26 protein-coding genes are annotated in these 24,910 nt (G+C 68.0%); 6 read left to right on the top strand and 20 right to left on the bottom strand.

What is annotated here, in order from left to right:
• From ABE472_RS02685 to ABE472_RS02675, 3 genes are all read right to left on the bottom strand, one after another.
• Entirely contained in the window at nt 1–438 is a 438-nt protein-coding gene (locus ABE472_RS02685; protein WP_121044459.1) for a rhodanese-like domain-containing protein, read from the bottom strand.
• A gap of 78 nt (nt 439–516) precedes the next feature.
• On the bottom strand, nt 517–951 hold the full coding sequence (locus ABE472_RS02680; protein WP_121044462.1) for a hypothetical protein: 435 nt from the start codon (nt 949–951) through the stop codon (nt 517–519).
• A 30-nt stretch (nt 952–981) separates the two neighbouring features.
• Entirely contained in the window at nt 982–1,452 is a 471-nt protein-coding gene (locus ABE472_RS02675; RefSeq protein ID WP_026070058.1) for a YiiD C-terminal domain-containing protein, read from the bottom strand.
• A gap of 43 nt (nt 1,453–1,495) precedes the next feature.
• Between ABE472_RS02675 and ABE472_RS02670 the strand changes: the two genes are divergently transcribed.
• From ABE472_RS02670 to ABE472_RS02660, 3 genes are all read left to right on the top strand, one after another.
• Nucleotides 1,496–2,272: a uroporphyrinogen-III synthase gene (locus ABE472_RS02670; RefSeq protein WP_102788811.1), complete on the top strand. Its 777-nt coding sequence runs from the start codon at nt 1,496–1,498 to the stop codon at nt 2,270–2,272.
• Between the two features lie 109 nt (nt 2,273–2,381).
• Complete coding sequence (locus ABE472_RS02665) at nt 2,382–3,359, top strand: uroporphyrinogen-III C-methyltransferase (protein ID WP_346465368.1); 978 nt, start codon at nt 2,382–2,384, stop codon at nt 3,357–3,359.
• Nucleotides 3,360–3,362: 3 nt separating this feature from the next.
• Nucleotides 3,363–4,727 (top strand): heme biosynthesis HemY N-terminal domain-containing protein, encoded by a 1,365-nt coding sequence (locus ABE472_RS02660; RefSeq protein ID WP_346465366.1) that lies wholly within the window; start codon nt 3,363–3,365, stop codon nt 4,725–4,727.
• Between the two features lie 177 nt (nt 4,728–4,904).
• Here ABE472_RS02660 and ABE472_RS02655 read toward each other — a convergent pair whose 3' ends face one another.
• Nucleotides 4,905–6,200 carry an acetyl-CoA C-acetyltransferase gene (locus tag ABE472_RS02655; protein ID WP_313219853.1) on the bottom strand — a complete coding sequence of 432 codons (1,296 nt, stop codon included), beginning with the start codon at nt 6,198–6,200 and terminating at the stop codon, nt 4,905–4,907.
• Nucleotides 6,201–6,292: 92 nt separating this feature from the next.
• Here ABE472_RS02655 and ABE472_RS02650 point away from each other — a divergent pair, with 92 nt between their 5' ends.
• Nucleotides 6,293–7,180, top strand: a complete 888-nt coding sequence (locus ABE472_RS02650; RefSeq protein ID WP_070472014.1) for a hypothetical protein — start codon at nt 6,293–6,295, stop codon at nt 7,178–7,180.
• Between the two features lie 134 nt (nt 7,181–7,314).
• Here the strand turns inward: ABE472_RS02650 and ABE472_RS02645 are convergent, their stop codons facing one another.
• From ABE472_RS02645 to glnA, 12 genes are all read right to left on the bottom strand, one after another.
• Nucleotides 7,315–7,950 (bottom strand): superoxide dismutase family protein, encoded by a 636-nt coding sequence (locus tag ABE472_RS02645; RefSeq protein ID WP_102788809.1) that lies wholly within the window; start codon nt 7,948–7,950, stop codon nt 7,315–7,317.
• A gap of 53 nt (nt 7,951–8,003) precedes the next feature.
• Nucleotides 8,004–8,570 (bottom strand): superoxide dismutase family protein, encoded by a 567-nt coding sequence (locus tag ABE472_RS02640; protein WP_070473801.1) that lies wholly within the window; start codon nt 8,568–8,570, stop codon nt 8,004–8,006.
• A gap of 93 nt (nt 8,571–8,663) precedes the next feature.
• Nucleotides 8,664–10,115 carry a nitrogen regulation protein NR(I) gene (gene ntrC / locus ABE472_RS02635; RefSeq protein ID WP_346465363.1) on the bottom strand — a complete coding sequence of 484 codons (1,452 nt, stop codon included), beginning with the start codon at nt 10,113–10,115 and terminating at the stop codon, nt 8,664–8,666.
• The gene (locus tag ABE472_RS02630; protein ID WP_313211225.1) at nt 10,108–11,166 is read right to left on the bottom strand and encodes an ATP-binding protein; all 1,059 of its coding nucleotides are present in this window, start codon (nt 11,164–11,166) and stop codon (nt 10,108–10,110) included. The genes ntrC and ABE472_RS02630 overlap by 8 nt, the downstream gene beginning before the upstream one ends.
• Before the next feature lie 83 nt (nt 11,167–11,249).
• Nucleotides 11,250–11,723, bottom strand: coding sequence for a hypothetical protein (locus tag ABE472_RS02625; RefSeq protein ID WP_313211224.1), 474 nt, complete (start codon nt 11,721–11,723; stop codon nt 11,250–11,252).
• A gap of 13 nt (nt 11,724–11,736) precedes the next feature.
• Nucleotides 11,737–12,087: a VOC family protein gene (locus tag ABE472_RS02620; protein WP_346465361.1), complete on the bottom strand. Its 351-nt coding sequence runs from the start codon at nt 12,085–12,087 to the stop codon at nt 11,737–11,739.
• Nucleotides 12,088–12,115: 28 nt separating this feature from the next.
• A complete protein-coding gene (locus ABE472_RS02615; RefSeq protein WP_313219851.1) occupies nt 12,116–12,409 on the bottom strand; it encodes an immunity 53 family protein in 294 nt (97 codons plus the stop codon).
• Nucleotides 12,410–12,414: 5 nt separating this feature from the next.
• Complete coding sequence (locus ABE472_RS02610) at nt 12,415–13,590, bottom strand: MltA domain-containing protein (RefSeq protein ID WP_346465360.1); 1,176 nt, start codon at nt 13,588–13,590, stop codon at nt 12,415–12,417.
• Nucleotides 13,587–14,336 (bottom strand): N-acetylmuramoyl-L-alanine amidase, encoded by a 750-nt coding sequence (locus tag ABE472_RS02605; RefSeq protein WP_346465358.1) that lies wholly within the window; start codon nt 14,334–14,336, stop codon nt 13,587–13,589. The genes ABE472_RS02610 and ABE472_RS02605 overlap by 4 nt, the downstream gene beginning before the upstream one ends.
• Nucleotides 14,337–14,476: 140 nt before the next feature.
• The gene (gene amt / locus ABE472_RS02600) at nt 14,477–15,910 is read right to left on the bottom strand and encodes an ammonium transporter (RefSeq protein ID WP_346465356.1); all 1,434 of its coding nucleotides are present in this window, start codon (nt 15,908–15,910) and stop codon (nt 14,477–14,479) included.
• Nucleotides 15,911–15,928: 18 nt separating this feature from the next.
• Nucleotides 15,929–16,267, bottom strand: a complete 339-nt coding sequence (locus ABE472_RS02595) for a P-II family nitrogen regulator (protein WP_019184907.1) — start codon at nt 16,265–16,267, stop codon at nt 15,929–15,931.
• A 408-nt stretch (nt 16,268–16,675) separates the two neighbouring features.
• On the bottom strand, nt 16,676–18,085 hold the full coding sequence (gene glnA / locus ABE472_RS02590) for a type I glutamate--ammonia ligase (protein WP_121044004.1): 1,410 nt from the start codon (nt 18,083–18,085) through the stop codon (nt 16,676–16,678).
• Between the two features lie 277 nt (nt 18,086–18,362).
• Between glnA and ABE472_RS02585 the strand changes: the two genes are divergently transcribed.
• The gene (locus ABE472_RS02585) at nt 18,363–19,157 is read left to right on the top strand and encodes an undecaprenyl-diphosphate phosphatase (protein ID WP_313211218.1); all 795 of its coding nucleotides are present in this window, start codon (nt 18,363–18,365) and stop codon (nt 19,155–19,157) included.
• 71 nt (nt 19,158–19,228) lie between these two features.
• Nucleotides 19,229–20,053, top strand: coding sequence for an META and DUF4377 domain-containing protein (locus ABE472_RS02580; protein WP_346462742.1), 825 nt, complete (start codon nt 19,229–19,231; stop codon nt 20,051–20,053).
• A gap of 164 nt (nt 20,054–20,217) precedes the next feature.
• Here the strand turns inward: ABE472_RS02580 and ABE472_RS02575 are convergent, their stop codons facing one another.
• The 4 genes from ABE472_RS02575 to ABE472_RS02560 form a co-directional block, all read right to left on the bottom strand.
• Complete coding sequence (locus ABE472_RS02575; protein WP_313211216.1) at nt 20,218–20,829, bottom strand: YbhB/YbcL family Raf kinase inhibitor-like protein; 612 nt, start codon at nt 20,827–20,829, stop codon at nt 20,218–20,220.
• 10 nt (nt 20,830–20,839) lie between these two features.
• Nucleotides 20,840–22,909, bottom strand: a complete 2,070-nt coding sequence (locus tag ABE472_RS02570; RefSeq protein WP_346465354.1) for a tetratricopeptide repeat protein — start codon at nt 22,907–22,909, stop codon at nt 20,840–20,842.
• Between the two features lie 61 nt (nt 22,910–22,970).
• The gene (locus tag ABE472_RS02565) at nt 22,971–23,966 is read right to left on the bottom strand and encodes an alpha/beta fold hydrolase (RefSeq protein ID WP_313211229.1); all 996 of its coding nucleotides are present in this window, start codon (nt 23,964–23,966) and stop codon (nt 22,971–22,973) included.
• A 56-nt stretch (nt 23,967–24,022) separates the two neighbouring features.
• Nucleotides 24,023–24,814 carry a lysophospholipid acyltransferase family protein gene (locus ABE472_RS02560; protein WP_313211214.1) on the bottom strand — a complete coding sequence of 264 codons (792 nt, stop codon included), beginning with the start codon at nt 24,812–24,814 and terminating at the stop codon, nt 24,023–24,025.
• Nucleotides 24,815–24,910: the final 96 nt, after the last annotated feature.

Here is a 24,910-nt window from a genome sequence, read left to right as displayed (position 1 = left end):
TCAGTTGCGGCCCTTGACCAGCGGCAACTCGGCCTGCTGCCACGCCGGGATGCCACCGTCGAGCACGTTGACCTGGGTGAAACCGGCCTTCTTGAGCGCCTTGGCGGCCGTCTCGGAGGCATTGCCACTGCGGCACACCAGCACCACCGGGCTCTGCTGGGCCTTGGCGACCAGCTTGTGCTCCGGACCGAACTGCGCCGGCTGCACGTTGCGGCTGCCCGCGATATGGCCCTTCTCGAAATCGCTGCTCGAAGACAGATCGACCACGATGGCGCCACCGGCATTCATCAGCTGGGTCAGTTCGGCCGGCTTGAGCGACTTGAAGCCGCGGAACAGGCGGCGGACTTCGGTCACGATGATGGCCACGGTCAGGCCGACCAGGGCCATCGACAACATCGGGTTTCGGCCGGCAAAGGCCAGCAACTCTTCGTAATTCACTAAGATCACGGGTCGATAAGCGGGCGCCGATTGTCGCACATGCGGGCGAATCGGCGTCCAGCCCCGTGCGGGCGGGGGTCAGCGTTCCTGCCAGAGGTCCGGCAGGCCGTTGGCCTGGAGCCAGCGCTTGCCCTCGGCGTCCCAGCGCCAGATCTCCCGGACCCGTACCGTCCGCTCGGACTGGGTGTTGTTGTTGATCACCCGCACCTCGGCGTTGCGCCCGACCCGGCCATCGGGCAGCGGCACGTTGTCGCCGGCGCGATAGCTGGAGATCTTCACCTGCTCGAAGCGGCGCAGTTCCAGGTCGGTCATCGGGTGGGCACGGGCATAGTCGGGATCCAGGTACGGCAGCGCGTCCTCCACGGTGCCCCAGCGCATCGTGGCGTCGTACTTGACCTGGGTCTCCTCCAGTTCCTTGCGCTGCTTCCTGGTGGTCTTCTGCTCGGCAGCCAGTGCGCTCACGCTGGTCAGCGCGAACAAGGCGATCAGCAGGATCTGAAGCGTACGGCGCATGCGAATTCCCCAATAGGCAAGGCGCCCATCCTACCGCCTGGCGAAGGCCACGAAACGGCCGCTCAGTTCCGCCGCGGCCTTGTCGCCCTCGCCCGGCTGGCGGGCGGTGAGGCTGATGCGGGCCTTGCCGCGCTGGGCGAAGGTGGCCAGGAAGCTGTCCCAGTCGGTTTCCGCATCGGCCTGGGCCTGTGCGTGCAGATCGCCATAGACCGGGGCGAGGTAGCGGATATGGCTGTCGGCGACGTAGACATCCGCATCGAACCCGGCCAGGCGCAGGCGCAGGGTCACCAGCGCCCACCCGGACAGGGTCAGGGCCGAGGCCAGGCTGCCACCGAAGGCATTGCCCTTGTCGTTGACGTTGGCCGCCAGCGGAGCGTGGATGTGCAGGACGCCATCGCGGTAGTCGTGGACCCGGATCTGCATGGCCGCCACCGGCGGCATGGCATCCAGGACATGCTGCAGCGCGGACAACTGCGCCGGCAGGGAATCGGTTGCGGACATCTGGCTGATCACGTCACATCAAAGGGCTCGCATAATGCCCGCAATGAACACCGAAACGAAAGTCGCGCCCTGGACCCTGATCTCGCTGCGCCCGCGCGGCCAGCATGCGCCGCTGCGGCGTGCGGCGAAGGCGGCGGGTGCCCACCTCATCGCGCTGTCGCCGTGGGCGCTGCAGGCCCAGCGCGATACTGCCGCCCACGCCGACCTCACCGCCGCGCTGGCGGCCGAGCGGGTGGTCTTCAGCAGTCCCGCCGCGGTGGAGGCCGCCGCGCGCCTGGTGGATCTGGCCGCACCCCACCCGGGGCAGTGGCTTGCCGTGGGCGCCGGCACGGCGGCGGCGCTGCACCGCCAGGGCGCGCAGGACATCGCCGCACCGGCACGGATGGACAGCGAGGGCCTGCTTGCGTTGCCGGCATTGGCTGACCTGCGCGGCCTGCGCGCGGGCCTGGTCACCGCCCCCGGCGGCCGCGGGGTGATCGCGCAGACCCTTGAGCAACGTGGTGCCCAACTGCTGCGCGCCAACGTCTATGCGCGCCAGCCGCTGCCGCTGGCCCCGCGCACCCTGCAGCGCCTGCGCCGTGCGGCCATGCCCTGGGTGCTGGCGCTGAGCAGCGGCGAGGCCCTGGCGCTGTTGCTGGCGCAGTTGCCCGACGATCTGCAGGCACCGCTGCGCGCGGCCACCGTGGTGGCCGCCAGCGAGCGGCTGGCCGCACAGGCGCGCGCCGCAGGCTTCGGGCAGGTGCGGGTCGCCGCCGGGCCGATGCCGGCACAGTTGGTTGCGGCTGCACACGCCGCGCTCATCCCGCCCGCATCTTCCTGAACAGGGAACCGGGGCGGTCTTGCAGGGGCCTTGGGCGGCGGGCGATGCTGTGCGCCACGTCGCTCGCCAGCCAAGCGGATTGCCCGGCGCGCGCGACAAGGATGCCCGTATGAATGACCCTGTTTCGCCCCCCTCTCCGAGCCGCCCCCTGCGCTGGATCGTGCCGATCACGGCGCTTGTCGTGTTGGCCGGCGGCGGCGCCTGGGGCTGGACGCAGTGGCAATCGCGACAGGCGCAGGAACGACTGCGGGAAGAGAACGACCAGCTGCAGGTGCAGGGCCTGCTGGACAGCGTGGAAGCACTGCGCCGCGACCAGCGTTCGACCTCCCAGCGCGTGCAGGACGCCGCCGCCACCAACCGCGTGCTGCGCGATGAAATGCTCGGCCTGAGCCAGCGCAATGCGCTGCTTGAAGAGAACCTGGCCAAGCTGGCCGACAGCACCCGCCACGGCGCGCAGGCACTGCAGCTGGAAGAAGCCGAACTGTTGTTGAGCCAGGCCGGCCAGCGGCTGGCCTATGCCGATGACGCAGAAGGCGCCAAGCGCCTGTACGCGTTGGCGGCCGCCTCGCTGGACGATGTGCAGGGCAACGAGTATCTGAACCTGCGGCAGGCATTGATGCAGGAGCGCAATGCGGTGGACGCGCTCGGCCCCGGGGTGCGCGCGCAGACCCAGGCACGGTTGGGCCGGTTCGCCCAGGCCCTGACCACCCTGCCCGAACAGATCGACGCCCCCGCCGATACCGCTGGCGCCACGCCCTGGTGGCACCAGGTGCTGGCGCCGTTCGTGACCATCACCCCCACCCGCCTGCAGGGCCCGCTGACCGAAGCCGACCGCGTGGCCGCGTGGGATTCGCTGCAGCTGGAACTGACCTTGGCGCGGGCAGCGGTGGAGCGCGGCGATCAGCCGGGCTATCTCCAGGCGCTGGACCGCGTTGCCCTGTGGCTGCCGCGGCTGTGGCCGGATTCACCTGCTCTGCGCGAGCAACGTGCTGAACTGCAGCAACTACGCGCCTGCGAGCTGCGTCCATCGCTGCCCGAACTGGGCAGCACCCTGCAGCAACTGCGCTCGATGCGTAACGGGAGATAATCGATGAAGCCCTTTCAATCTCTGGTGGTCCTGCTCCTGGCCGTGGCCTTGGGCGTGATCGCCTCACAGTGGCTCGGCACCGAACAGCTGCGCCAGTTCGGCGAAGTGATCTACCGCTACGGCGGCACCGACTACCGCTCCACCGTGCCCCAGGTCGCCCTGATGGTGCTGGTCGGGCTGCTGGTGCTGTGGCTGCTGTGGAGTCTGCTGGCCTCGCCGTTCCGCGCCTGGGGCCGCTACCGCCGCAAGCAGGGCCGCGCGCGCCTGACCGAAGGCCTGCAGGCGCACGAACACGGCCACTGGCAGCGTGCGGAAAAACTGCTGACCAGTGCGGCTGAAGACAAGGAAGTGAGCGCTGTCGCCATGGTGACCGCGGTGCGCAGTGCGCAGGCGCGCGATGACGATGCTGCGGTCAATCAGTACCTGCAGCGCCTGGCCACCGAAGATGCCACCAGCCATGCCCTGCTGCTGGCCGAGCGCCTGCTGGTGCAGGAACGCCCGGTCGATGCGATCAACGTGCTGGACGTTGCCGCGATCCAGCCGCTGCCGCCGCGTGGCCTGTGGCTGCGCACCGAAGCGCTGGCACGTGCCGATCGCGCGCATGAGGCCTATGGCCAGCTGGGCGCACTGCGCAAGCAGAAGGTCCTGCCGGATGCAGCCGTGGCCGAGCTGGAAATCCGCCTGGCCGCACAGTCGCTGCTGGAAGCCGGTGACGTCAACGCGCTGGCCGCACAGTGGGAAGCCACGCCAAAGGCCCTGCGCAGCGATCCCGATGTCGTCTCCGCCTATGCGCTGCGCGCAGTGGCACTGGACTGGGACGAACCGGCCCTGCTAAACCTCGAACAGGCACTGGACACGCGCTGGGACGAATCGGTGGTGACGCTTTACGGCCAGATGCCGGTGGAAAAGCTGGCCACGCGCCAAGCCAATCTGCAACGCTGGTTGACCACGCAGCCCTCCAGCCCCGCACTGCTGCTGGCGCTGGGCCGCATTGCCGCCCGTCAGCGCCAGCACACGCTGGCCGAGGATTACCTGCACCGCGGGATCGCCGCCGGCGCCGGCCCGGCCGCGTGGGAAGCGTTGGGCGAGGTGTTCCTGGATCGCGGCGAGACCGCACTGGCCTCGCAGTGCTTCGCCAATGCCCTGCGCCAGCAGCGCGGCGACGACAGCGTGGCGCTGGCCCGTGCATCGGCCACCCCTCCGCTGGATCCGATCGTGCCCGAGCGCGCCACCATCGAAGAGCAATCACTGATGGGCGAACCGGCCCCGGTGCAGGATCGCCTGCACGTGGAACAGGGGCGCGTGCACGTCGAAGAAGATCGCCTGCACGTGGAACGCGACGAGTTCGGCAATCCGCGCCTGCCGTAAAGGGCGACGCGGCACCCGGTAGTGCCGGCCGCTGGCCGGCAATGCGGGGCCTCTGAGACGGTGTGGAGGAGCCGGCCAGCGGCCGGCACTACCAGAGCCCAATGGTGCACATCTCCGCCAGATACAAAAAAAGAAGGCCGCCCCGGGGCGGCCTTCTTCGTTCAATGCCGCCGGCGATCAGCGCTCGACGATCGCCACCACGCCCATGCCACCGGCGGTGCAGATCGAGACCAGCGCGCGACCACCGCCGCGTTCGGCCAGCTGCTTGGCCGCCGTGGCGATCACGCGGGCGCCGGTGGCGGCGAACGGGTGGCCGGTGGCCAGCGAGGAACCCAGCGGATTGATCTTGGCCGGGTCGATCTTGCCCAGCGGCGCATCCAGGCCGAGGCGGTTGCGGCAGTAGTCTTCGCTTTCCCACGCGCGCAGCGTGCACAGCACCTGGGCGGCGAACGCTTCGTGGATTTCGTAGAGGTCGAAATCCTGCAGGGTCAGGCCGTTGCGCTTGAGCATCTCCGGCACGGCGATGGTCGGCGCCATCAACAGGCCTTCGCCGTGCACGAAATCAACGGCCGCCACCTGCGAATCACGCAGGTAGGCCAGCGGTTCGTGGCCGTGCGCGCGCGCCCATTCCTCGCTGGCCAGCAGCACCGCCGAGGCGCCGTCGGTGAGCGGGGTGGAGTTGGCGGCGGTCAGCGTGCCGCGGCCGGAGACCTTGTCGAACGCCGGCTTCAGCGTGGCCAGCTTTTCCAGCGAGGTATCGGCGCGCAGGATGTTGTCGCGCTCCACGCCGCGGAACGGCGCGATCAGATCGGTGAAGAACCCGCGCTCATAGGCGGCGGCCAGCTTCTTGTGCGAGGACACTGCCCACTCGTCCTGCGAGTCGCGGGAGATGTTCCACTCCTTGGCCATGTCTTCGCAGTGGTCGCCCATGCTCTTGCCGGTACGCGGCTCGGCCACGCCCGGGAACTCCGGCTTGAGCTCGCTCAGCTTGAAGCCGCGGGTCAGTGCCTTGAGCTTGTCGCCGGTGCTCTTGGCGCGGTTGGCCGCCAGCAGGCGCGCGCGCAGCTTCTTGCCATAGACGATCGGCACATCGGAGGTGGTGTCCGAACCGCCGCCGATGCCCGAATCGATCTGGCCCAGCGCGATCTTGTTGGCCACCGCGATGATCGTATCCAGCGAGGTGCCGCAGGCGCGCTGCATGGTGATACCGGGGGTCAGCGGAGACAGGCCCGAGGACAGCGTGGCTTCGCGGCCGAGGTTCCAGTCGCTGGAGTGCTTGATCACCGCGCCCATCGCCACTTCGCCCAACTGCTGGCCGTGCAGGCCGAAGCGTTCGACCAGCGCACCGAGGGTGCGCACCGACATACCGAGGTTGCCGACGTCCGAATAAGCCGTGTTCTGGCGACAGAACGGAATGCGGACGCCGCCGAGGATGGCGACGGGACGGGCGTTGGGCATGGAGATACCTGGCATGGGAGGGGTGTCTGCAACATGGCCTGCACGAAGGAGCAGGCATAATGGGGCCAAGTGTAGCTGCCGCCCTGTGATGGGCCAACCGTGAAACCATGAGCAAACCCGACCACGGCATGAATGCCATTGGCGTACTGGCATTGGAACTGGCCGGCGGCGACGCCCCGCGCCATGCCGCGCTGTCCTCCGAACAGGCTGGTGAACTGGCCGAGCGCGTCGGCCGCGATCTGGCCAAGCTGGTGCCCGGCGTCAGCGGGCTGGACTTCGTGTTCGCCGGCGCCCATTTCGATCCGGCGGAAATCCTGCGCCCGGGCTGGCCGGTGCACCGGCGCCTGGAAGAACTGCAGATGCGCGCCCCGGGCCGCAACCAGGGCCCGCGCGTGCTGGCCTTTGGTGCCGGCGCCGACGGCGATGTGCCGTTGCCGTTCCAGGCCGATGCCAGCCTGACCGGTGGCGGCCTGCGGGTCGTCCCGTTCCTGCTGACCGGCACCGAAGTCGTCCAGACCCAGGCCGTGGCCGAAGCACTGGAAGAGGTGCTGCTGGCCCAGGGCATGGCGCAGGCCGATACCGCGCTGCAGGCGCAGAACGCCTTCGGCGCGCAGATCGAGCACGCCCGCTATTTCACGGTGAATGATCTCGCCGCGATGATGTCGATGCAGTACGACAACCAGGGCCTGGCGATTCTTTGGCCGCTGATCGAAACCGCGCTGATGGCACCGCACGTGGAAGAGTGGCTGGATGCCGCGCCGGAGCCGCTGCTTCGATACGCTGATGGCGAAGTGCGTATGGCGCTGTTCGACCCCGCCGGCTGGTGTGCGTACTACAACCACGGCACCGGCGACTGCGATCGCCTGCAGGGCATCTACGACCAGTACCTGATCCGCCAGCGGCAGATGGCCGCCGTGCTCGAAGCGCATGGCCTGCCGGTGCTGTTCGTGCATTGCGAGGCCGGACAGGACGCGCGCGAACTGCTGGCGCGTTGACGGTAGTGCCGGCCGCTGGCCGGCTCCCTCGGGAAAATCGATATCGCTCATTGCAGCCACGCATGGCGTGGCTCTACCAACGTTCAAAAAAAACGCCGGCTTTCGCCGGCGTTTTTCGTCAAACACGGCCCGGATTACGGGGCCGCTTTGATCACCGCACAGGCCAGGCGTGCACCGGCATTGCCGGTCGGCTGGGTCTTGTAGTCATCCGCGTCGGCATGGACGATCAGGCCGCGGCCGATGATGTCAAAGCCATCCCCCTTGCCGATGTTTACGTTGGTCGACACCGGGGCGTCGACCACGGCGTTGCCCTGGGCGTCGGCCTTGATGTTGGGCATGTCGCCGCCGTGATGCGGTTCGCTGGCCACGCTGCCATGGTCTTCCTGGCCCGGGTTGAAGTGGCCGCCGGCGCTGGCGCCGTCCGGCGCGCTGCAGTCGCCCTTCTCATGGATGTGGAAGCCGTGCTCGCTGTTCGGCTTCAGGCCGCTGACCTGGCCTTTCACGTGCACCTTGCCGTCAACGACGCTGAAGGTCACGGTGCCTTTGACGTCATTGCCCTGGGTGGCCGCGAGATCGGCACTGGCGGTGTGGTTGGCATGGGCTTCGCTGGTCATTGCCGGCGGTGCCTCGGGGGTCGCTTCAGCGGTCGGCTGGGCGGCAGTGGCTTCGGCGGCCGGGGTGGCTTCAGGGGTGGTGTCGGCCGGCTTGTTGCAGGCGGTCAGGCCGAGCGCGGCGATGGCAGCGAACAGCGTGGTGTGGATCAGGCGCATGTGGATCTCCTTGCGGGTAGCGTTGGAAGAAACGACGTCGTGGGAGGGCGCGATCAGCGCACGACCCGGATGACGCCGCAGGCAATGCGGGCGCCGGCGTTGCCGGCCGGCTGGCTGCGATAATCGTCGGCGTTGGCGTGCACGATCAGTGCACGCCCGGCGATATCAGTGGCTGCGCCGCCGCCAAGCGTAACCGCTGGCAGGCGGATGTCGACGTTGACGCGACCCTGCGCATCGGCGCGCAGGTTGTCCATGTCACCGGCGTGATGCGCACCGGCACTGTTGCGGCCGTGCGGCTGACCGGCGGGATTGAAATGCGCGCCAGCGCTGCTCGCGTCGACCGCACTGCAGTCGCCGCGCTCATGCACGTGGAACCCGGCCACCTGCAGCGGCTGCAGGCCACCGATGACCCCGGTGATGTGCACGCCACGGGCATCCGGCACCAGCGCCAGGCGACCACTGACCAGACTGGCCGAGGCCGGCGACAGGTTGGCCTCGGCCATCTGCGCGGTGCTGACCACCGGTACGACGGGGGCGACGGGGCGCGGCGGCGGTGTGCTGCCGCAGGCGGCCAGACCGACCGTGATCGCCGCAGCGAGGACGACATGGGAACTGCGCATGGGAAGACTCCTTGGTTGCAAACTAACCGTGTGCTCGTCCACGGGCCATGAAAGCGGCCCGGACATCGCGCACACGCGGTGTGGACATGCGGTTCATCCGCCGCGACGGCGGCCGGCGCCGAGCTTGCGGGTGAGGGTGTTGCGGCCCATGCCCAGCCGCGCGGCGGCCTCGGCACGGCGGCCATGGGTGATCTGCAGGGCCGCTTCGAGCAGGGCCTGGTCGACCCGATCGCGCACCTGCGCGTGCAGGCCTTCGGCACCTTCGGCCAGACGCTGGCGCGCCCATGCCGAGAGCAACGTTTCCCACTGCCCCGGATCGCCGGCACTGCGCGAGCGCGGTGCGCCGGCACCGCGGTGCAGTGCGCTGTCCACATCGGCCACGCCGATGCTGTCGGCCGCGGCAAGCGCCGCCATGCGCCAGCACACGTTCTCCAGCTCACGCACGTTGCCGGGCCAATCGTGTTCGCGCAGCGCCTGCAGCGCCGCCGCGGTCAGCCGCTTGGGTGGCGTATCCAGTTTGCGCGCGGCCGCGGCCAGGAAGGTCTCGGCCAGTTGCGCGACATCGTCGCGACGCTCACGCAGCGGTGGCAATCGCAACCGCACCACATCCAGCCGGTGCAGCAGATCGGCGCGGAAGCGCCCCTGCGCGACCAGCGTTTCCAGATCCTGATGGGTCGCGGCGATCACACGCACATCGACCCGGATCAACTCGCGCCCGCCGACGCGGAAGAACTCGCCCTCGGCCAGCACGCGCAGCAGCCGTGTCTGCAGCGGCAACGGCATGTCGCCGATTTCATCCAGGAACAACGTGCCGCCATTGGCCTGCTCGAAGCGGCCGATGTGGCGACGCTGCGCACCGGTGAACGCACCGGCCTCGTGGCCGAACAACTCGCTTTCCAGCAGTTCGGACGGAATCGCCGCGGTATTGAGGGCGACGAACGGCCCCTGCACCCGCGGCGACTCGTGGTGCAGCGCATGCGCGACCAGCTCCTTGCCGGTGCCGGTTTCGCCATTGATCAGCACCGACAGCGGCGCCTGCGCCAAGCGGCCGATCGCGCGGAACAACGCGCGCATCGCCGGCGTATCGCCGACCAGCTGCGGACGCTGATCGGGCGGTGTCGTGCTGGCTGTCTCGCTCGGCTCGGCCAAGGTGACATCCGGGGCCGGCAGGACGCGCTGCGCCAGGGCGACCGCATCGTCCAGATCGAATGGCTTGGACAGGAACTCCTGTGCACCGCCGCGGAAGGCACCTGCGGTGCTCGCCACATCGGTATAGGCCGACATCACGATCACCGGCAGCTGCGGATGCGCTGCCTTGAGCTTGTCGAGCAACACCAGCCCATCATCGCCGGGCATGCGGACATCGGTGAACAGCAGATCCGGCGGCGCCTGCTCGGCGAGCATCGCCAGCGCGGCAGCCGCACCGTCGAACCCTTCGACACGGTAGCCAGCTTCGCGCAGCGCGGTGCACAGCACGAAGCGCACCGCGCGGTCATCGTCGACCACCCAGACGCGCTGGGCGGTGGTGTCGACCTGGTCAGCCATGGGCGGCAGTGTCCTCGGCGGGGGTGCCCTGCCCGATCGGCAGCAGCACGGTGAAAACGGTATGGCCCGGGCGCGAGCGGTAGGTCAGGGTGCCGCGATGCTCGCGCGCGACCTGCTGCGCCAACGCCAGGCCCAGCCCGGTGCCTTCGGCGCGGCCGCTGACCAGCGGCAGGAACAGATGCTCGGCCAGGTCTTCGGGCACGCCACGGCCGTCATCGGCGATTTCCAGCCGCAGCGCCAGCGGATGCAGTTGATCGGTGATGCGCACGCCGTGCTCCACGCGCGTGCGCAGGGTGACGGTGCCCGCACCGGCCTGGATCGCATTGCGGACCAGGTTCCACACGGCCTGGGTGAGCCGGTCCGCATCGCCATCAAACTCGGGAATGCTGGGGTCGTAATCGCGCTGGATCCGGACCGCCCAGCCGCCTTCGCTCTCGGCCAGGCGCAGGACGCGTTCCAGCGAGGCATGAATGTTGAGCGGTGCATGCGGCGCGGCCGGCGCGGGTGACAGCAACTGCTCGAGCAGGCCGTTCAGGCGCTCGATCTCCGAGCCGATCAGCTCGATCAGCTCACGCTCGTCCGGATCGCGTTGCGCGTTGCGGCGCGCCAGCAGCTGGGCCGCGCCCTTCAATCCCGCCAGCGGATTGCGCAGCTCGTGCGCCAAGCCCTTGAGCGCGGCACTGAGCGCGCTGGGCAGCGCCTGGGTGGGGTCCAGCCCCGGGAACTCATCGACCGGATGCGCCTCCAGCAGCCAGCCGCCTTCGTCCCAGCGGCTCAGCCACCCCTCGGCAAAGCGCGGCGCATCGCCCGGCAGCGCCAGGGCCAGCCGGTGCAGGCGCAGGGTGTCGCGCTCATCGCGGGCCAGGAAGTGGGCCAAGGCGTCGCCCTGGGCCTCCAGCGAGGCCAGCGGCTGGCCCAGCAGGCGGCGCACGCTCACGCCCAGCCAGCGGGCGAAGGCCGGATTGCAGCCCACCACACGGCCGCTGGCGTCGGCCCAGGCGACCGGAGTGCCGAGGGCGTCGAGGGCGGGAGGCGGGAGCGTGGTGGTCATTGCACCAATGTAGTGCAAAACGAAGGTGGGTTGAGCGTAGGAGGACTGTGAACGGAGTAGATCGCCGAGAGATTCAGGTCAAATCAAACGGTGCCGGAGTGCTGCTTCAGTGCGTCTACCAAGTCCGCCTCGAGCCCGGCAACTGTTCCGTAGATCCCATTGGCCAAAAGCACCAACTCGTCTTCGAGACCATCGAACGCATAGTAGACATCCTCCGGAAGCTGCGTCGCACGCGCCACCTGCATGGCAGTCCGGCACGTGTCCAACGCCGAGCGCTGACCGGACTGGAACTGCGCCAGCAAGTCCTCCAGCAGCCAGCGGCCGGCGGCTGGCCAATCGGCATGGGCCGTAACGGCTTGCAGCGCATCCAGAGCTGCATTGCGGTCATACGCGGTGGCGATTTCGATGATCTCGATGGCCGGCGTATCGCGTGCTTCGATCCGGGCGTACGCCCATTCCCGGCTGGCCTCCTCATCCAGCACGCCCAAGACCAGTCCAATCCGGAAGAAAGCGCAGGCCGTTGCGTCGTCTGCGACATCTAGAGAAGTTGTGTGCATGGTCAGTCTGTACCTAGACATGCTCCAGGATATTTACCAGCTGGCCCAACGGATCCCGGACATGGAATCTGCGGACGCCCCATGGTTCGTTGGCTGGGCCATACGCGATGGGCAAGTTCGCCGCCTGGACCCGTCGGAGCGCTTCGTCCACGTCGTCCACCTCGATGGAAAGATCGGGAACCTCGGTACCGGATCCGCCCTCGGCCGCGACACTCACCTGGACGTTCATGTCGGCTGACCCGGCGTACGTGCGGATCCAGACGTGATCCATGACCAGTTCCAGGCCGAGGATGTCCCGATAGAAACTGTCCGCGGCGGCGGGGTCGGACGCGGCGATGTTGGCGATGATGCGTTTGACTTTCATGAGTCCTCCCGGCAATTGATCGCTAGTGCTAAGCCTCAGCCCAACTGAGAAATACACCAAGCAACTCAGTCAAGTTCCCGGCACCACCGCTCGCCACAAACTGCGACTTCTCAACCGTGCAGATGATCCAGTCAGCATCATCTTCCGAGTCCCCGCGGCTGATCGATGCAAAGGGCTTTTGCTCAAGCTCCGTCTCGATGAGATCAATGCTGACGTGCCAGCCGGGGTTATCAAGGGTCTCGATAGTGACCCCGAACGTATGCTCCCAGTCCTCATTGCACTGCATTCGATACCAGTGCTGGAGTCGCTGCAGTTCATCCATCGGTGTCACTCGCTCTTGTCAGGCGCCTTCGGCAACGCCACACCCTTCGGCCACAGCATCCAGATCGTGCCCTTCTGCTTCATGTGCCCGGCCAGCTCGCCCGCAGCATCGCCGGTGCCCCAGAACAGGTCCGCGCGCACTTCGCCGGTGATGGCACCACCGGTATCCTGCGCGGCGACCGGGCGCACCAGGGCGGTGCCGTCCGGACGCGTGGTGGACAGCCACAGCAGACTGCCCAGCGGCACGACGTTGCGGTCCACCGCGACGCTGTAGCCGGCGGTCAGCGGCACGTTCAACGAGCCGCGCGGGCCTTCATCGCTGTCCGGGCCGCGGGTGAAGAACACATAGCTGGGGTTGCTGGCCAGCAGCTCAGGCACGCGCGCGGGATGGGCATCGGCCCAGGCGCGGATGGCGGCCATGCTCACGTCGGCCTGCTTCAGCTCACCCTGCTCCACCAGCCAGCGGCCGATCGGGCGGTAGGGATGGCCGTTCTGGTCGGCGTAGGCGATACGCAGCTGACGGCCGTCGGCCAGCTGGACGCGACCGGAGCCCTGGATCTGCAGGAACTGCAGGTCCATCGGGTGGGTCAGCCAAGCCAGCACCGGTGCTTTGACGCCGTTCGCGGCGATCCGCGCGGCATCGTCATACGGTTTGAGCACGCGCCCTTCCACGCGGCCGCGCAGGCGCTTGCCCTTGAGTTCGGGGTAGAGGCTGTCGAGCTGGACGCTGACCATGTCGCCCGGCACGCCGTACACCGGCACCGATGCCTTGGCGGTACGCGTGAGGCTGCCAGCGTAGATGGGCTCGTAGTAGCCGGTGATCAGGCCGTCAGCCCGGTTGTTGGCGGCGCGCAGCGCATAGACGTCGAGATTCGCCTGCAGGAACTGGCGGATGGCGGCCGGCGTGGTGGCAACCTTGGCCGCCGCTGCGCAGGTAGGTGCCCAGTTGGCCTCCGTCTTCAGGCGCGGGCAGGCACTGCGCCAGGCCGCGAAGCCGGCTTGCAGATCGGCGTCCGCGACGGCGGGCAATGCGCTCCAGTTTGCCTTCGCATAGGTGCTGGTTGGCGCTGGCGCTGGTGATGCCGGGCGCTGCGGCGCGACCGCGCACGCGCTCAACAGCGCCAACCCGACGCCCATCAGCGCGGCGTGCTTGAGTGTGGACAGGACGGGCGTGAACTTCATGGGCGGCGTTCCTGTTGCAGCAGCAGCGAGTGCAGGATGCGGGCGTCTTCGGCATCGAGATCCGCGGGGAGATCATCGCGGCCGCGGAAGCGGCGATGGAAGGCGCCGACGGCAGCAGCGCGGTCGTCCATCGGGTAACCGAACGTCTGCAGGGCCATCCAGGGATCGAAGCCGACCGGTGCCGGGCCATCGGCTGCGCGCGGCCACACGCCGAAACCGGCTTCGGCCAGTTGCTGCCACGGGAAGAAGCGGCTGGGATCCTGCTTGCGCGACGGGGCCAGATCGGCATGCGCGATGATCTGGCTGCGCGGGATGCGCAGGCGGGTGCACAGGTCCTCCAGGAGGCGGATCAAGGCCGCGATCTGTGCCGGTGCGAACGGTGTGTCGCCGTCGTTGTCGATCTCGATGCCGATCGAGGCCGAGTTGAGATCGGTGATCGTGCCCCAGCGCCCGGGACCAGCATGCCAGGCGCGGCGGTCATCGCCCACCAGCTGGTAAATGTGGCCATCGGCGCCGACCAGGTAGTGCGAGCTGACCTTGCCGCCGCTGTTGGCACTACGCAGCGTATCCAGGCTCTCCTGCACGGAATGCTGATCGGTGTGGTGCAGCACGATCACCACCGGCGCGCGCGCGTTGTGGTTCGGCGACGGCACCCAGGTGGCGAGCGGGCTGCGGACGGTGGTACTGGCGCAGGCGGCGAGCAGCAGAAGGGCGAGCAGTGCGAGGGAAGTACGGGTCACGTGCATGCCTGCATTGTGCGTGATTGCACGATCAGCTGCCAAAGCGCGGTAATGCCCGGCAGGCGCCCACAAAAAAGCCGGCGACCCGAAGGCCGCCGGCGAAGGTAAAGCATCTCTCTCTCGTTTCTAATGCGGTATCGCGCAGCTCAGGCCTCGTAGGCCGACTCGCCGTGCGAGGTGACGTCCAGGCCGGTGCGCTCTGCTTCTTCGGTGACGCGCAGGCCGAACACCATGCGTACCACCAGCAGGATCAGCACGGTGGCCACGGCACACCAGACGATGGTGAAGCCGACGCTGACCAGCTGCACCCAGACCTGGTGGCCGATGTCCAGATCGGCCTTGGTGCCGCCCAGCGATTGCGCGCTGAACACACCGGTGAGCAGTGCACCGACGATGCCGCCGATGCCGTGCACGCCGAACACGTCGGCGGTGTCATCGACCTTGAGCAGGCGCTTGAGACCGGTGACGCCCCAGACGCAGACCACGCCGGCGACCAGGCCGATCACGATCGCACCCAGCGGGCCAACGGTGCCGCAGGCCGGGGTGATGCCGACCAGGCCGGCGACGGCGCCGGAGGCAGCGCCCAGCGCGGACGGCTTGCCCTTGCTGACCGCTTCGACCAGGGTCCAGCCCAGCACGGCAGCAGCGGTGGCCAGGATGGTGTTGATGAAGGCCAGCGAGGCGACGGTGTCAGCCGCAGCCGCCGAGCCGGCGTTGAAGCCGAACCAGCCCACCCAAAGCAGCATCGCGCCGATGTAGGTGAACGGCACGTTGTGCGGCTTCAGTGCCGTCTGGCCGTAGCCGATGCGCTTGCCCACGAAGTAGGCGCCCACCAGGCCGGCCACGCCAGCATTGATGTGGACCACGGTGCCACCGGCGAAGTCGATCGCGCCCATCTCACCCAGATAGCCGCCGCCCCACACGATGTGCGCCATCGGGATGTAGCTCAGGGTGAACCACAGGGCAGAGAACAGCAGCACGGCCTTGAACTTGATGCGCTCGGCGAAGGCACCCACGATCAGCGCGGTGGTGATGCCGGCGAAGGTCGACTGGAAGGCGACGAACAGGTAGTCCGGCAGGCCGGCGATCGGCGTGTTGCCCACGGTATCCGGGCCGAAGCCCTTGAGGAAGGCGAACTGCGTGAACGAGCCGAAGAAGGCGTTGCCTTGGCTGAACACCGCGCTGTAGCCGTAGGCCACCCACAGCATCAGCACCAGCGAGAACACCACCAGGATCTGGCTGAGGATGGACAGCACGTTCTTGGAGCGCACCAGGCCGCCGTAGAACAGGGCCAGGCCCGGCACCACCATCAGCAGCACCAGCAGGGTGGAGGTGAGCATCCAGGCGACATCGCCGTGATCGAACGTGGCCGCCGCGGCGGCTTCGGCGACCGGGGCGGCCGTGGCTTCCGGCGTGGCCGGCAGCGGCTCGACCGCGACCGTCTCCGACGGTGCCGGGGTGACCTGGGCCTGGGCGTGCGCACTGCTGGAGAAGGCACCGACGGCCAGCGCGCTGAGCAGCATCATCAGGCACACGGCATGGAACCGGGCTTGCCACCCGGTGAACAAAGAGGTCTTCATTGTGGGCTCCGAGTGGGGTTAGAGCGCGTCAGCGCCGATTTCGCCGGTGCGGATGCGGACGACCTGTTCGACCGCGGTGACAAAGATCTTGCCGTCGCCGATCTTGCCGGTGCCGGCCGCGGTCTGGATGGCCTCGACGACGGCCTCCAGGCGATCGTCGGTCACGACGGTCTCGATCTTGATCTTCGGCAGGAAATCCACGACGTACTCCGCGCCGCGATACAACTCGGTGTGGCCCTTCTGGCGCCCGAAGCCTTTGACTTCGGTCACGGTGATGCCCGACACGCCAGCGTCGGAGAGGGCCTCGCGGACCTCGTCGAGCTTGAACGGCCGGATGATGGCGGAGATCAGTTTCATGCGCATATCCCGATGGTGGATGGAACCGGCCCACGTGGGACCGATGTCAGGTCAACCGGCGGCCACTTGCACATGGCCGCCGGTCGTTGCGCCGAACGTTGCATGGGCCACGCCGTTGCCGACGCCCGAAGGGCGACGCCAGCGGTGACGCGGGAGGGAGGAAGGGCCCATGACACGCGTCCGGTCTCTCTTGCCCCTGGTGGTGAAGCGGACCAACGGTCCGCTCTACCCTTTCATAGCGGACCAACGGTCCGCTCTACCCTTTCGTAGCGGACCAACGGTCCGCTCTACCCTTTCGTAGCGGACCAACGGTCCGCTGTACGACGTACCTTGCCGGCTCCCCAGCCGGAAAGGCGGCGACGATGACGAAGGGTGGGAGGGATATCCTTCGTCATCGTCACCTGTTGCTCAGTTCGCGTAGTACATCTGGTACTCGAGCGGATGGGTCGCAGCGCGGAACTTGGTGACTTCCTGCATCTTCAGTGCGATGTAGCCGTCGATGAAGTCGTCGCTCATCACGCCACCGGCCTTGAGGAACTCGCGGTCCTTGTCCAGCGCTTCCAGGGCCTGGTCCAGCGAGGAGCAGACCTGCGGGATCAGCTTCTCCTCTTCCGGCGGCAGGTCGTACAGATCCTTGTCGCTCGGTGCGCCCGGGTCGATCTGGTTCTTGATGCCGTCCAGGCCGGCCATCATCAGCACGGTGAAGGTCAGGTAGCCGGACTGGATCGGATCGGGGAAGCGCATTTCGATGCGGCGCGCCTTCGGGTTGGACACCCACGGAATGCGGCACGAGGCGGAGCGGTTGCGGGCCGAATAGGCCAGCATCACCGGGGCTTCGAAGCCCGGCACCAGGCGCTTGTAGCTGTTGGTGCCGGAGTTGGCGAAGGCGTTGATCGCCTTGGCGTGCTTGAAGATGCCGCCGATGTACCACAGCGCCAGCTGGCTCAGGCCGCCGTAGCCGTCACCGGAAAACAGGTTGGTGCCGCCCTTGGAGAGCGACTGGTGCACGTGCATGCCGCTGCCGTTGTCGCCGACCAGCGGCTTGGGCATGAAGGTGGCGGTCTTGCCGTTGCGGTGGGCGACGTTCTTGATGACGTGCTTCATGCGCAGCAGTTCGTCGGCCTTCTGCACCAGGGTGCTGAACTTGGTGCCGATTTCGCACTGGCCGGCGGTGGCCACTTCGTGATGCTGCACTTCCACTTCGATGCCGACCTGTTCCAGCGTCTTGCACATTTCCGCACGCAGGTCGTGCAGCGAATCGGTCGGCGGGACCGGGAAGTAGCCGCCCTTCACGGCGGGACGGTAGCCGCTGTTGGCGCCGTCGTACTTGTCACCGGTGCTCCACGCGGCTTCTTCGGAATCGATCTTGAAGAAGGTGTGGCCCATGTCGTTGGCGAAGCGGACCGAGTCGAAGATGAAGAACTCCGGCTCCGGACCGAAGAAGGCCTGCTCGGCGATGCCGGAGGACTTCAGGTAGGCCTCGGCGCGCTTGGCGATGCCGCGCGGGCAGCGGCCGTACGGCTGCATGGTGGCCGGATCGAGGATGTCGCAGCTGATGACCAGGGTCGGGTCGGCGTAGAACGGGTCGATGTAGGCACTGGACGGATCCGGCAGCAGGACCATGTCCGATTCGTTGATGCCCTTCCAGCCGGCGATCGAGCTGCCATCGAACATCTTGCCTTCTTCAAACAGCGACGGCTCCACGATGCTGACCGGGAAGGTGACGTGCTGCTCGATACCACGCATATCGACGAAACGCAGGTCGATGAACTCGATCTGGTTGTCCTTGATCAGCTTCTCAACATTTTCCACGGACATCGGTGAAACCTCAGATGGGTGATTGCGTAGGTAGATACAGCAAACCCCGTGCCAACTTTTCAGCGTTCACAAATCCTTGATTTCACTGGCCTGGCGCACCGCGCGCCGCGTGGGCGGACGCACCAAAGCAGTGCAAACGCTGCACCACGCACACCTTTGGTGCGATGCGCGATGCTCTATGCTTTACGCCCACGGGCCGTCGACAGGCGACGTTGGCCACAGCGTCCCGCTGTCGCCGCTGCCCGATTCCTCCCTTCCGCGAGCTCCAGTACCGCCGATGTCCGACCTGTTCTCCGCCCTCCTTCTGGGCATTCTTGAAGGCCTCACCGAATTCCTGCCGATCTCCAGCACCGGCCACCTGCTGATCGCCCAGCACTGGCTGGGAGCACGCTCGGATTTCTTCAACATCATCATCCAGGCCGGCGCGATCCTGGCGATCACGCTGGTGTTCCGGCAGCGGCTGTGGTCCCTGGCGACCGGCCTGCATGAGCGCGCCAACCGGGATTACGTGCTCAAGCTCGGGACCGCCTTCCTGGTCACCGCCGTGGTTGGCCTGCCGGTCCGCCTGGCCGGCTGGGAGCTGCCGGAGACGGTCACGCCGGTGGCCTGGGCGCTGATCATCGGTGGCCTGTGGATGATCCTGGTGGAGGCCTACACCGCGCGCCTGCCCGAGCGCGATGAGGTGACCTGGAAGGTCGCCATCCTGGTCGGTGTGGCGCAGGTGGTGGCGGGTGTGTTCCCGGGCACCTCGCGTTCGGCGGCGGCGATCTTCATCGCGATGCTGTTCGGCCTGAGTCGCCGCGCGAAAGCCACCGAGTTCGTGTTCCTGGTCGGCATCCCGACCATGTTCGCCGCCAGCGGCTATGCCTTCCTGGAACTGGCCAAGGACGGCAAGCTTGCCAGCGAGAACTGGACCGATGTGGGCGTGGCCTTCCTTGCCGCGGTCGTCACCGGCTTCATCGTAGTGAAGTGGTTGCTGGGCTACATCAAGTCGCACAAGTTCACGGCGTTCGCGGTTTACCGCATCGCACTGGGCGCGGCATTGCTGCTCTGGTTGCCGGCTGGCAACTGAACGGCCCGGCGCCGACGTCACCCCGTTGTGGCTGCGCCGGCGTTTTTCCCCAGGTTCCCAAGGAGATGTACATGAAACGCACCCTGATGCTGATCCTGCCGCTGGCCCTCATGGCCGCCTGCAGCAACCCCTCCACCGCCCCGGCCGGCCGCGATGACCTCGCCCCGGCACCGACCGCCGCCGCCGACCAGGCCGCCGTGGCCCGTCTGGACGTGCAGCGCCTGCAGGGCAGCCATTGGCGCCTGGATTCGGCCACCGACGCCGGCGGCAAGCGCATCGATGCGCTGTTCGCCCGCGCCGACAAGCCGGTCACGCTGGACTTCAAGGATGACCGCATCGCGATCAGCAACACCTGCAACCGCATGGGCGGCGGCTACACGCTGGCCGATGGTTCGCTGACCATCTCGCCGATGGCCTCGACCATGATGGCCTGCACGGACAAGCACCTGATGGCGCTGGACCAGGCCGTCGGCAGCCGCCTGGAAGGCGCGCTCAAGACCGAACTGGGCGATGCCGGCCAGCTGACCCTGCGTACCGCCAACGGGGATGTGCTGGTGTTCACCCCGGAACCGACCGCTGAAACCCGCTACGGCGGCGAAGGCGAAACGGTGTTCCTGGAAGTGGCCGCGCAGACCAAGCCGTGCCCACACCCGATGATCCGCGACAAGCAGTGCCTGCAGACCCGCGAGATCCGCTATGACGCCAACGGCATCAAGCAGGGCGAGCCGGGCGAGTGGCAGAACTTCTACGACGTCATCGAGGGCTACACTCACGAAGACGGCGTGCGCAACGTGGTGCGCGTGAAGCGCTACACGATCGCCAACCCGCCGGCCGATGCCTCGTCCAACGCCTATGTGCTGGACATGGTGGTCGAGTCCGCGAACGAGACAAAGTAAGACGCAGAAGGGCGGCCACGGGCCGCCCTTCTTCATCCCGTAGTGCCGGCCGCTGGCCGGCTCCCGACTGTAGTGCCGGCCGCTGGCCGGCTCCCGACAGCGCAGTACCGACCAACGGTCGGTACCTACCGGGGCGCGCCGACCTGCGGTCGGCACGTATCACCTCACGCCAGCGCCGGATTCAACGTGTAGGTGCCATGCAGCGAGGCTTCGGCCAGCACGTGCCCGTGCATCGCATGCAGCACATCCGCGGCGGTGAACGGCGTGGGCAGCACCAGCTGGGCCACGTCCAGCGCGAACACACGGAAGAAATAGCGGTGCACGCGCTCATCGTTGAACGGCGGGTACGGGCCGTCGTAGCCCAGGTACTGGCCGGCCATGTCCGGATTGCCGGCGAACCAGCCGGTGAAATCGTTCAGGCCCTGGCGGCAGCCTGCCGGGCCCGCCGGCTGCGTCTTGCCGCCCACGGTGAAGCCATCGCTGCAGCTGCCCGCGGCCAGCGCGCGCACGTCGGCCGGGATATCGGCCATCGCCCAGTGCGCGAAGTGCGCACGCGGCTGATCGCGCGGCACCGTGCAATCCTGGCGGCCGACCGTGTCCGGCACGGTCGGCACATCCGGGTCGATGCACAGCAGCGCGAACGACCGGGTGCCGGCCGGCACATCGTGCCAGGCCAGCTGCGGGTTGCGGTTGGGCGCGAAGCCCTCGGCATCGCCGGCCGCGAAGGTGGCGGCGATCGGTTGGCCGTTGGTGATGCTGTCACTGCTCAGATGCATACCGGTCTCCTCATTCTTCCGGGTAGCCCAGGCGCACGGCGACCGAGGTCAGCAGCGCGAAGGCCGGGCCCATTTCATCGCGGTAATCGCGCCAGTGGCCCGGTGCCATGCGGGCCGGGCCAAGCGTGGGTGCGGGCGGGAAACGCATGCCGAACTGGGCGCCGAGGTACTCGGCCATCGCCTGCGGATCGTTGCCGATGTCGTCGATCTTCAGCAGCGCGTGCGGGTACAGGCTCTGTTCGTGCAGGGTGGCGACCTGGGCCAGCGAACGCGCCAGCCATTCGGCCGCTTCGTGCACCGAGGTCACCGCGAGCGGCGCCGGGGCGCTGAAGGCGATCCACTCCAGCAGCATGTCGCGCGGATCGCGCAGCACGATCACCAGGCGTGCTTCCGGCAGCTGCGGGCGCAGCGCCCACAGCAGTGCGTTGTCCCACCACAGCAGCCAGTCGATCACCGCGCCTTCGGCGATGCCCCGGGCCGGCAACTGGCTGCGCCACTGCTCCACCAGCGCCTCGGGCGTGAGCTTGCCGGTCGAGAGCTCCTGCAGCGTGTGATAGCGCTGGAAGGGATCGTTGGGCGGCGTCGGCCCGAAGCGGTCACCGCGCATCACCGGGCTGGCGGCCGCCATCGCGGCGACCACCCGCTCCACCCCGGAGCCCGGCGCACCCCAGATGAACAGCGGGGCGATGGCATTGTCCTCAGCCACCGGCGCCAGCTCCGGCCAGCTCAGCGGGGCTTTGGCCTGCGGCGGCAACGGCAGGCGCTGGGGTGCCTCGGCCGCATGCAGGTCCACCCACGTCCGCAGCGCATCGTGGTACTGGCCGGCACGGTCCTGGACGGACCCCAGCCACGCGCGCAGCCCGGCCTTCGCTTCTTCAGGTGCGTTGTCATGCAGCGCCTGCACGCGCGCAATGGCGGCGGCCGGCTCGCGCGTGAGCAGGCCGTCGACCAGGCGCACTTCAGCAGACACCCGGCCCGGCTCCAGCGCGACGATGCGCTCGGCCACGGCCTCGGCCTGGTCGGCTTCGTTGTTCATGTCGTGCAGGCGCAGACGCGTTTCCAGTGCCGGCAGGTGCTCAGGCATGGCCTGCAGCCAGCGTTCGCCCACGGCCACCGCTTCCGGGCCACCCACGGGTTCCACGGTAAGGCGCGCCATCCACAGGTCATGCACCCCGGGATGATCGGCCAGGGTCGCATCCAGCGTTTCCCGGGCCTGCTGTTCACGCCCCAGGCGCTGCCAGGCCATCAGCAGCATCTGCAGCGTGTGGCGATCGGACGGCCACTGCGCCAGCACCGGCAACAGGTGCTCAAGCGCCAGCAACGGCTGACCGGCCTGCAGTTCGAGCTCCCCGGCCAGACGGCGCATGGCCGGGGTGTCGCCACCGGGCGCCGCCAGCACCTGGCGCATCATGTCCGACGCGCTTTCCAGGTTGCCTTGGCGCAGCGCAAGCTGGGCCACCAGCCCCTGCAGGGCGGTGGTCGCCGGATTCAGGGCAAGCACACGGCGGAAGGCCTGTTCGGCGAAGGCCAACATGTCTTTGCCGAGGTAGGCGAAGCCGAGCGCATACAACACACGGGCGTCATCGGGCAGCGCCTGGCTGGCTGCCGAGAGCTGGGCCAGCGCGCGATCCACCTCGCCACGGCGCAGCGCGACCATGCCCGACAGCGCGGCAAGTTCCGGATGCTCGGCGTCCACGCGCAGCGCCAGGCGGGTCAGTCGATCGGCTTCATCCACGTCGTTGCGGGCCAGCGCCAGATGCGCCTGCATCACGTACGCGGACAGTTCGTTGGGATTGAGTTCGGCCGTGCGGTCCAGCGCCGAGCCGGCCGCATCGAACTGGCGCAGGGCCAGCAGCAGGCCCGCCTGCTGCAGATGCAGGTCGGCGTTGTCCGGCGCCAGCGTCAGCGCCTGCTGCAGGCTGGCCAGTGCGTCATCGAACTGGCCCTGCTGCTGCAGCGACAGCGACAGCCAGCGGTGCGCCTGCGGCTGCTCCGGCTCGGCCGTGGTCCATTCGCGCGCCAGCTGTACCGCGTCGTCGGCCGCATTGCGGCGCAGGGCTTGGAGAATCTGGTCTTGCATGACGGTCCGAACTCGAGGGCAAACCCCGATTGTAGCGGGGCCGGCCGGCCAGAACGCCCGATCAGGCGGGGGTATTGGCCTCGATCCGCAGCCGCTGGGCTACCCAGCGCTCGGAGAAGCCATCGCCGCGCCAGTTTTCCAGGAAGCCGCAATGGCCGCCCCACGGGGCAATCTCCAGGTGGGCATGGGCCGGCAGACGCCAGCCGTTGAAGGTGGCGAACGGGATCACCGGATCGTCCTGGGCCATCAGGATGTCGGCCGGCACCTGCAACCCGGCCAGGCGATCACCCGCGATGGAGTAGCCATCGAAGTAGGCCTGCAGCGAACCGAACTCGGTGTGGTGCTCGACCAGCCAGGCGGTCAGCGCGCGGATGTCCAGCTTGAGCACGCGGTCGTCCCAGTCGCTCAGCTCGGGAAACAGATCGCGCTTGCGGCGCAGCGAGCCAGCCCATTTACGCCGGAAGTACCAGTCGTACATTGCCGGGCCGTTCTCGATGCTCTCCATCGTGATCGCCGGGTCCAGCACCGGACAGACCGAGGCCACGCGGCGCAGCGGCACGCCGGCCGAGGGCGCACGCAGGGCCAGGCGGAGCACGAAGTTGCCACCCAGCGAATAACCGGCCGCGACCAGGGGCAGCTCGGGCCAGCGTCGGGCGATGTCGCCGGCGGCCTGCACCACTTCATCGATGCGGTTGGAGTGGAAGATGCCGGGGTTGAGGTGGTGGGTGTTGCCGTGGTCGCGGAAGTTCAGCCGCACCACGTCGTAGCCCTCCTCCAGCAGCCGCGCGGCAGTCATGCGCATGTAGCTGGATTCGGCACTGCCTTCCCAGCCATGCAGCAGCAACGCCATGCCGATCGGCTGGCGCCCCTGGATATAGCTGTGCCACCCCTGCAGGCGGACGCCTTCGCCGCCATCGAGAATGAGTTCGTCGGTATGTGCGCCGGTGGCCGCCAGCAGCACCAGGCCGCGCTGCATGCGCATCCGGCTGGAACTGAGCATCGACTGCAGGTGCGGATTGCGCAGCCAACGCGGGGGGTGATAGTCGGCAGCGGTCAACATGGGCGCGAGCCTGCTCCCGGCCGCGACGCTGGCGTGTGAAGGATCACCACCGCCTACTCGGCGGACATGGCCGCCAGGATGCGCGCACGCGAGGTTTCTGCGATGCGGCGACGGCCTTCCAGATCGTGGGTATCAATGGGCGCGAGGAAGTGCACCTCGGCCCGCCGTGCCGGCTCTCCCAGCACACGCAGGAAGTTGGCGAAGAAGCTCTCTTTCGGGCCGAACGCGACAATTGTCTGCGCATCACCGCGCCAGCCATACCGCAACGCGACCGGCTGGATCGGAACCTGGGTCTCGACGGCGGCCTGGAAGATGCGCGCATGGAACGGGCCGACTTCATGGCCACCGCGGGTGCGCCCTTCGGGGAACACGCCGACCGCCTTGCCTTCGCGCAGGCGCACGACCATTTCCTGCATCACGCCGCCCAACGATTCGGTGCTGCCACGCTGGTGGAAAATGGTCTGCCCGCGCGCGGCCAGCCAACCGACCACCGGCCAGCCGGCGATCTCCTGCTTGGCCACGAAGCCCATCATCCGCTGGCTGTGCAGCATCGAGATATCGACCCAGCTGACATGGTTGGCCACGAACAGCACCGCGCCCGGCAGCGGCGTGCCGATCCGGTGCAGGCGGAAGCCGAAGATCCACATCAGGCCGGCCGACCAGGCGTTCACCGCCGCATGTTCGAACGTGCGCTCGCCCACACGCATACGCCCCCACGGCGGCAGCATGGCGATCAGCAGCATCGGCAGGAACAGCAACAGGTGGACCAGCAGCAGCGGTACGCGGTACAGGTAACGGCACACACGCGCCACGCCGCCACGTGAGGCCGGAGTGGGGGAATTCATCCGCGAACGATACCCGAGCGCCGCAGGCTCTGCCAGCGGAATCCGGACAAATCGATGGCGTGCGCAAGCCAGCCGCCGCAAGCCGTCAAGCCAACG

The sequence above is a fragment of the Stenotrophomonas sp. TWI809 genome (assembly GCF_039673205.1).
Taxonomy (GTDB): domain Bacteria; phylum Pseudomonadota; class Gammaproteobacteria; order Xanthomonadales; family Xanthomonadaceae; genus Stenotrophomonas.
The sequence above is the reverse complement of the archived record's forward strand: the minus strand, read 5'-3'. Positions and strand labels throughout refer to the sequence as shown.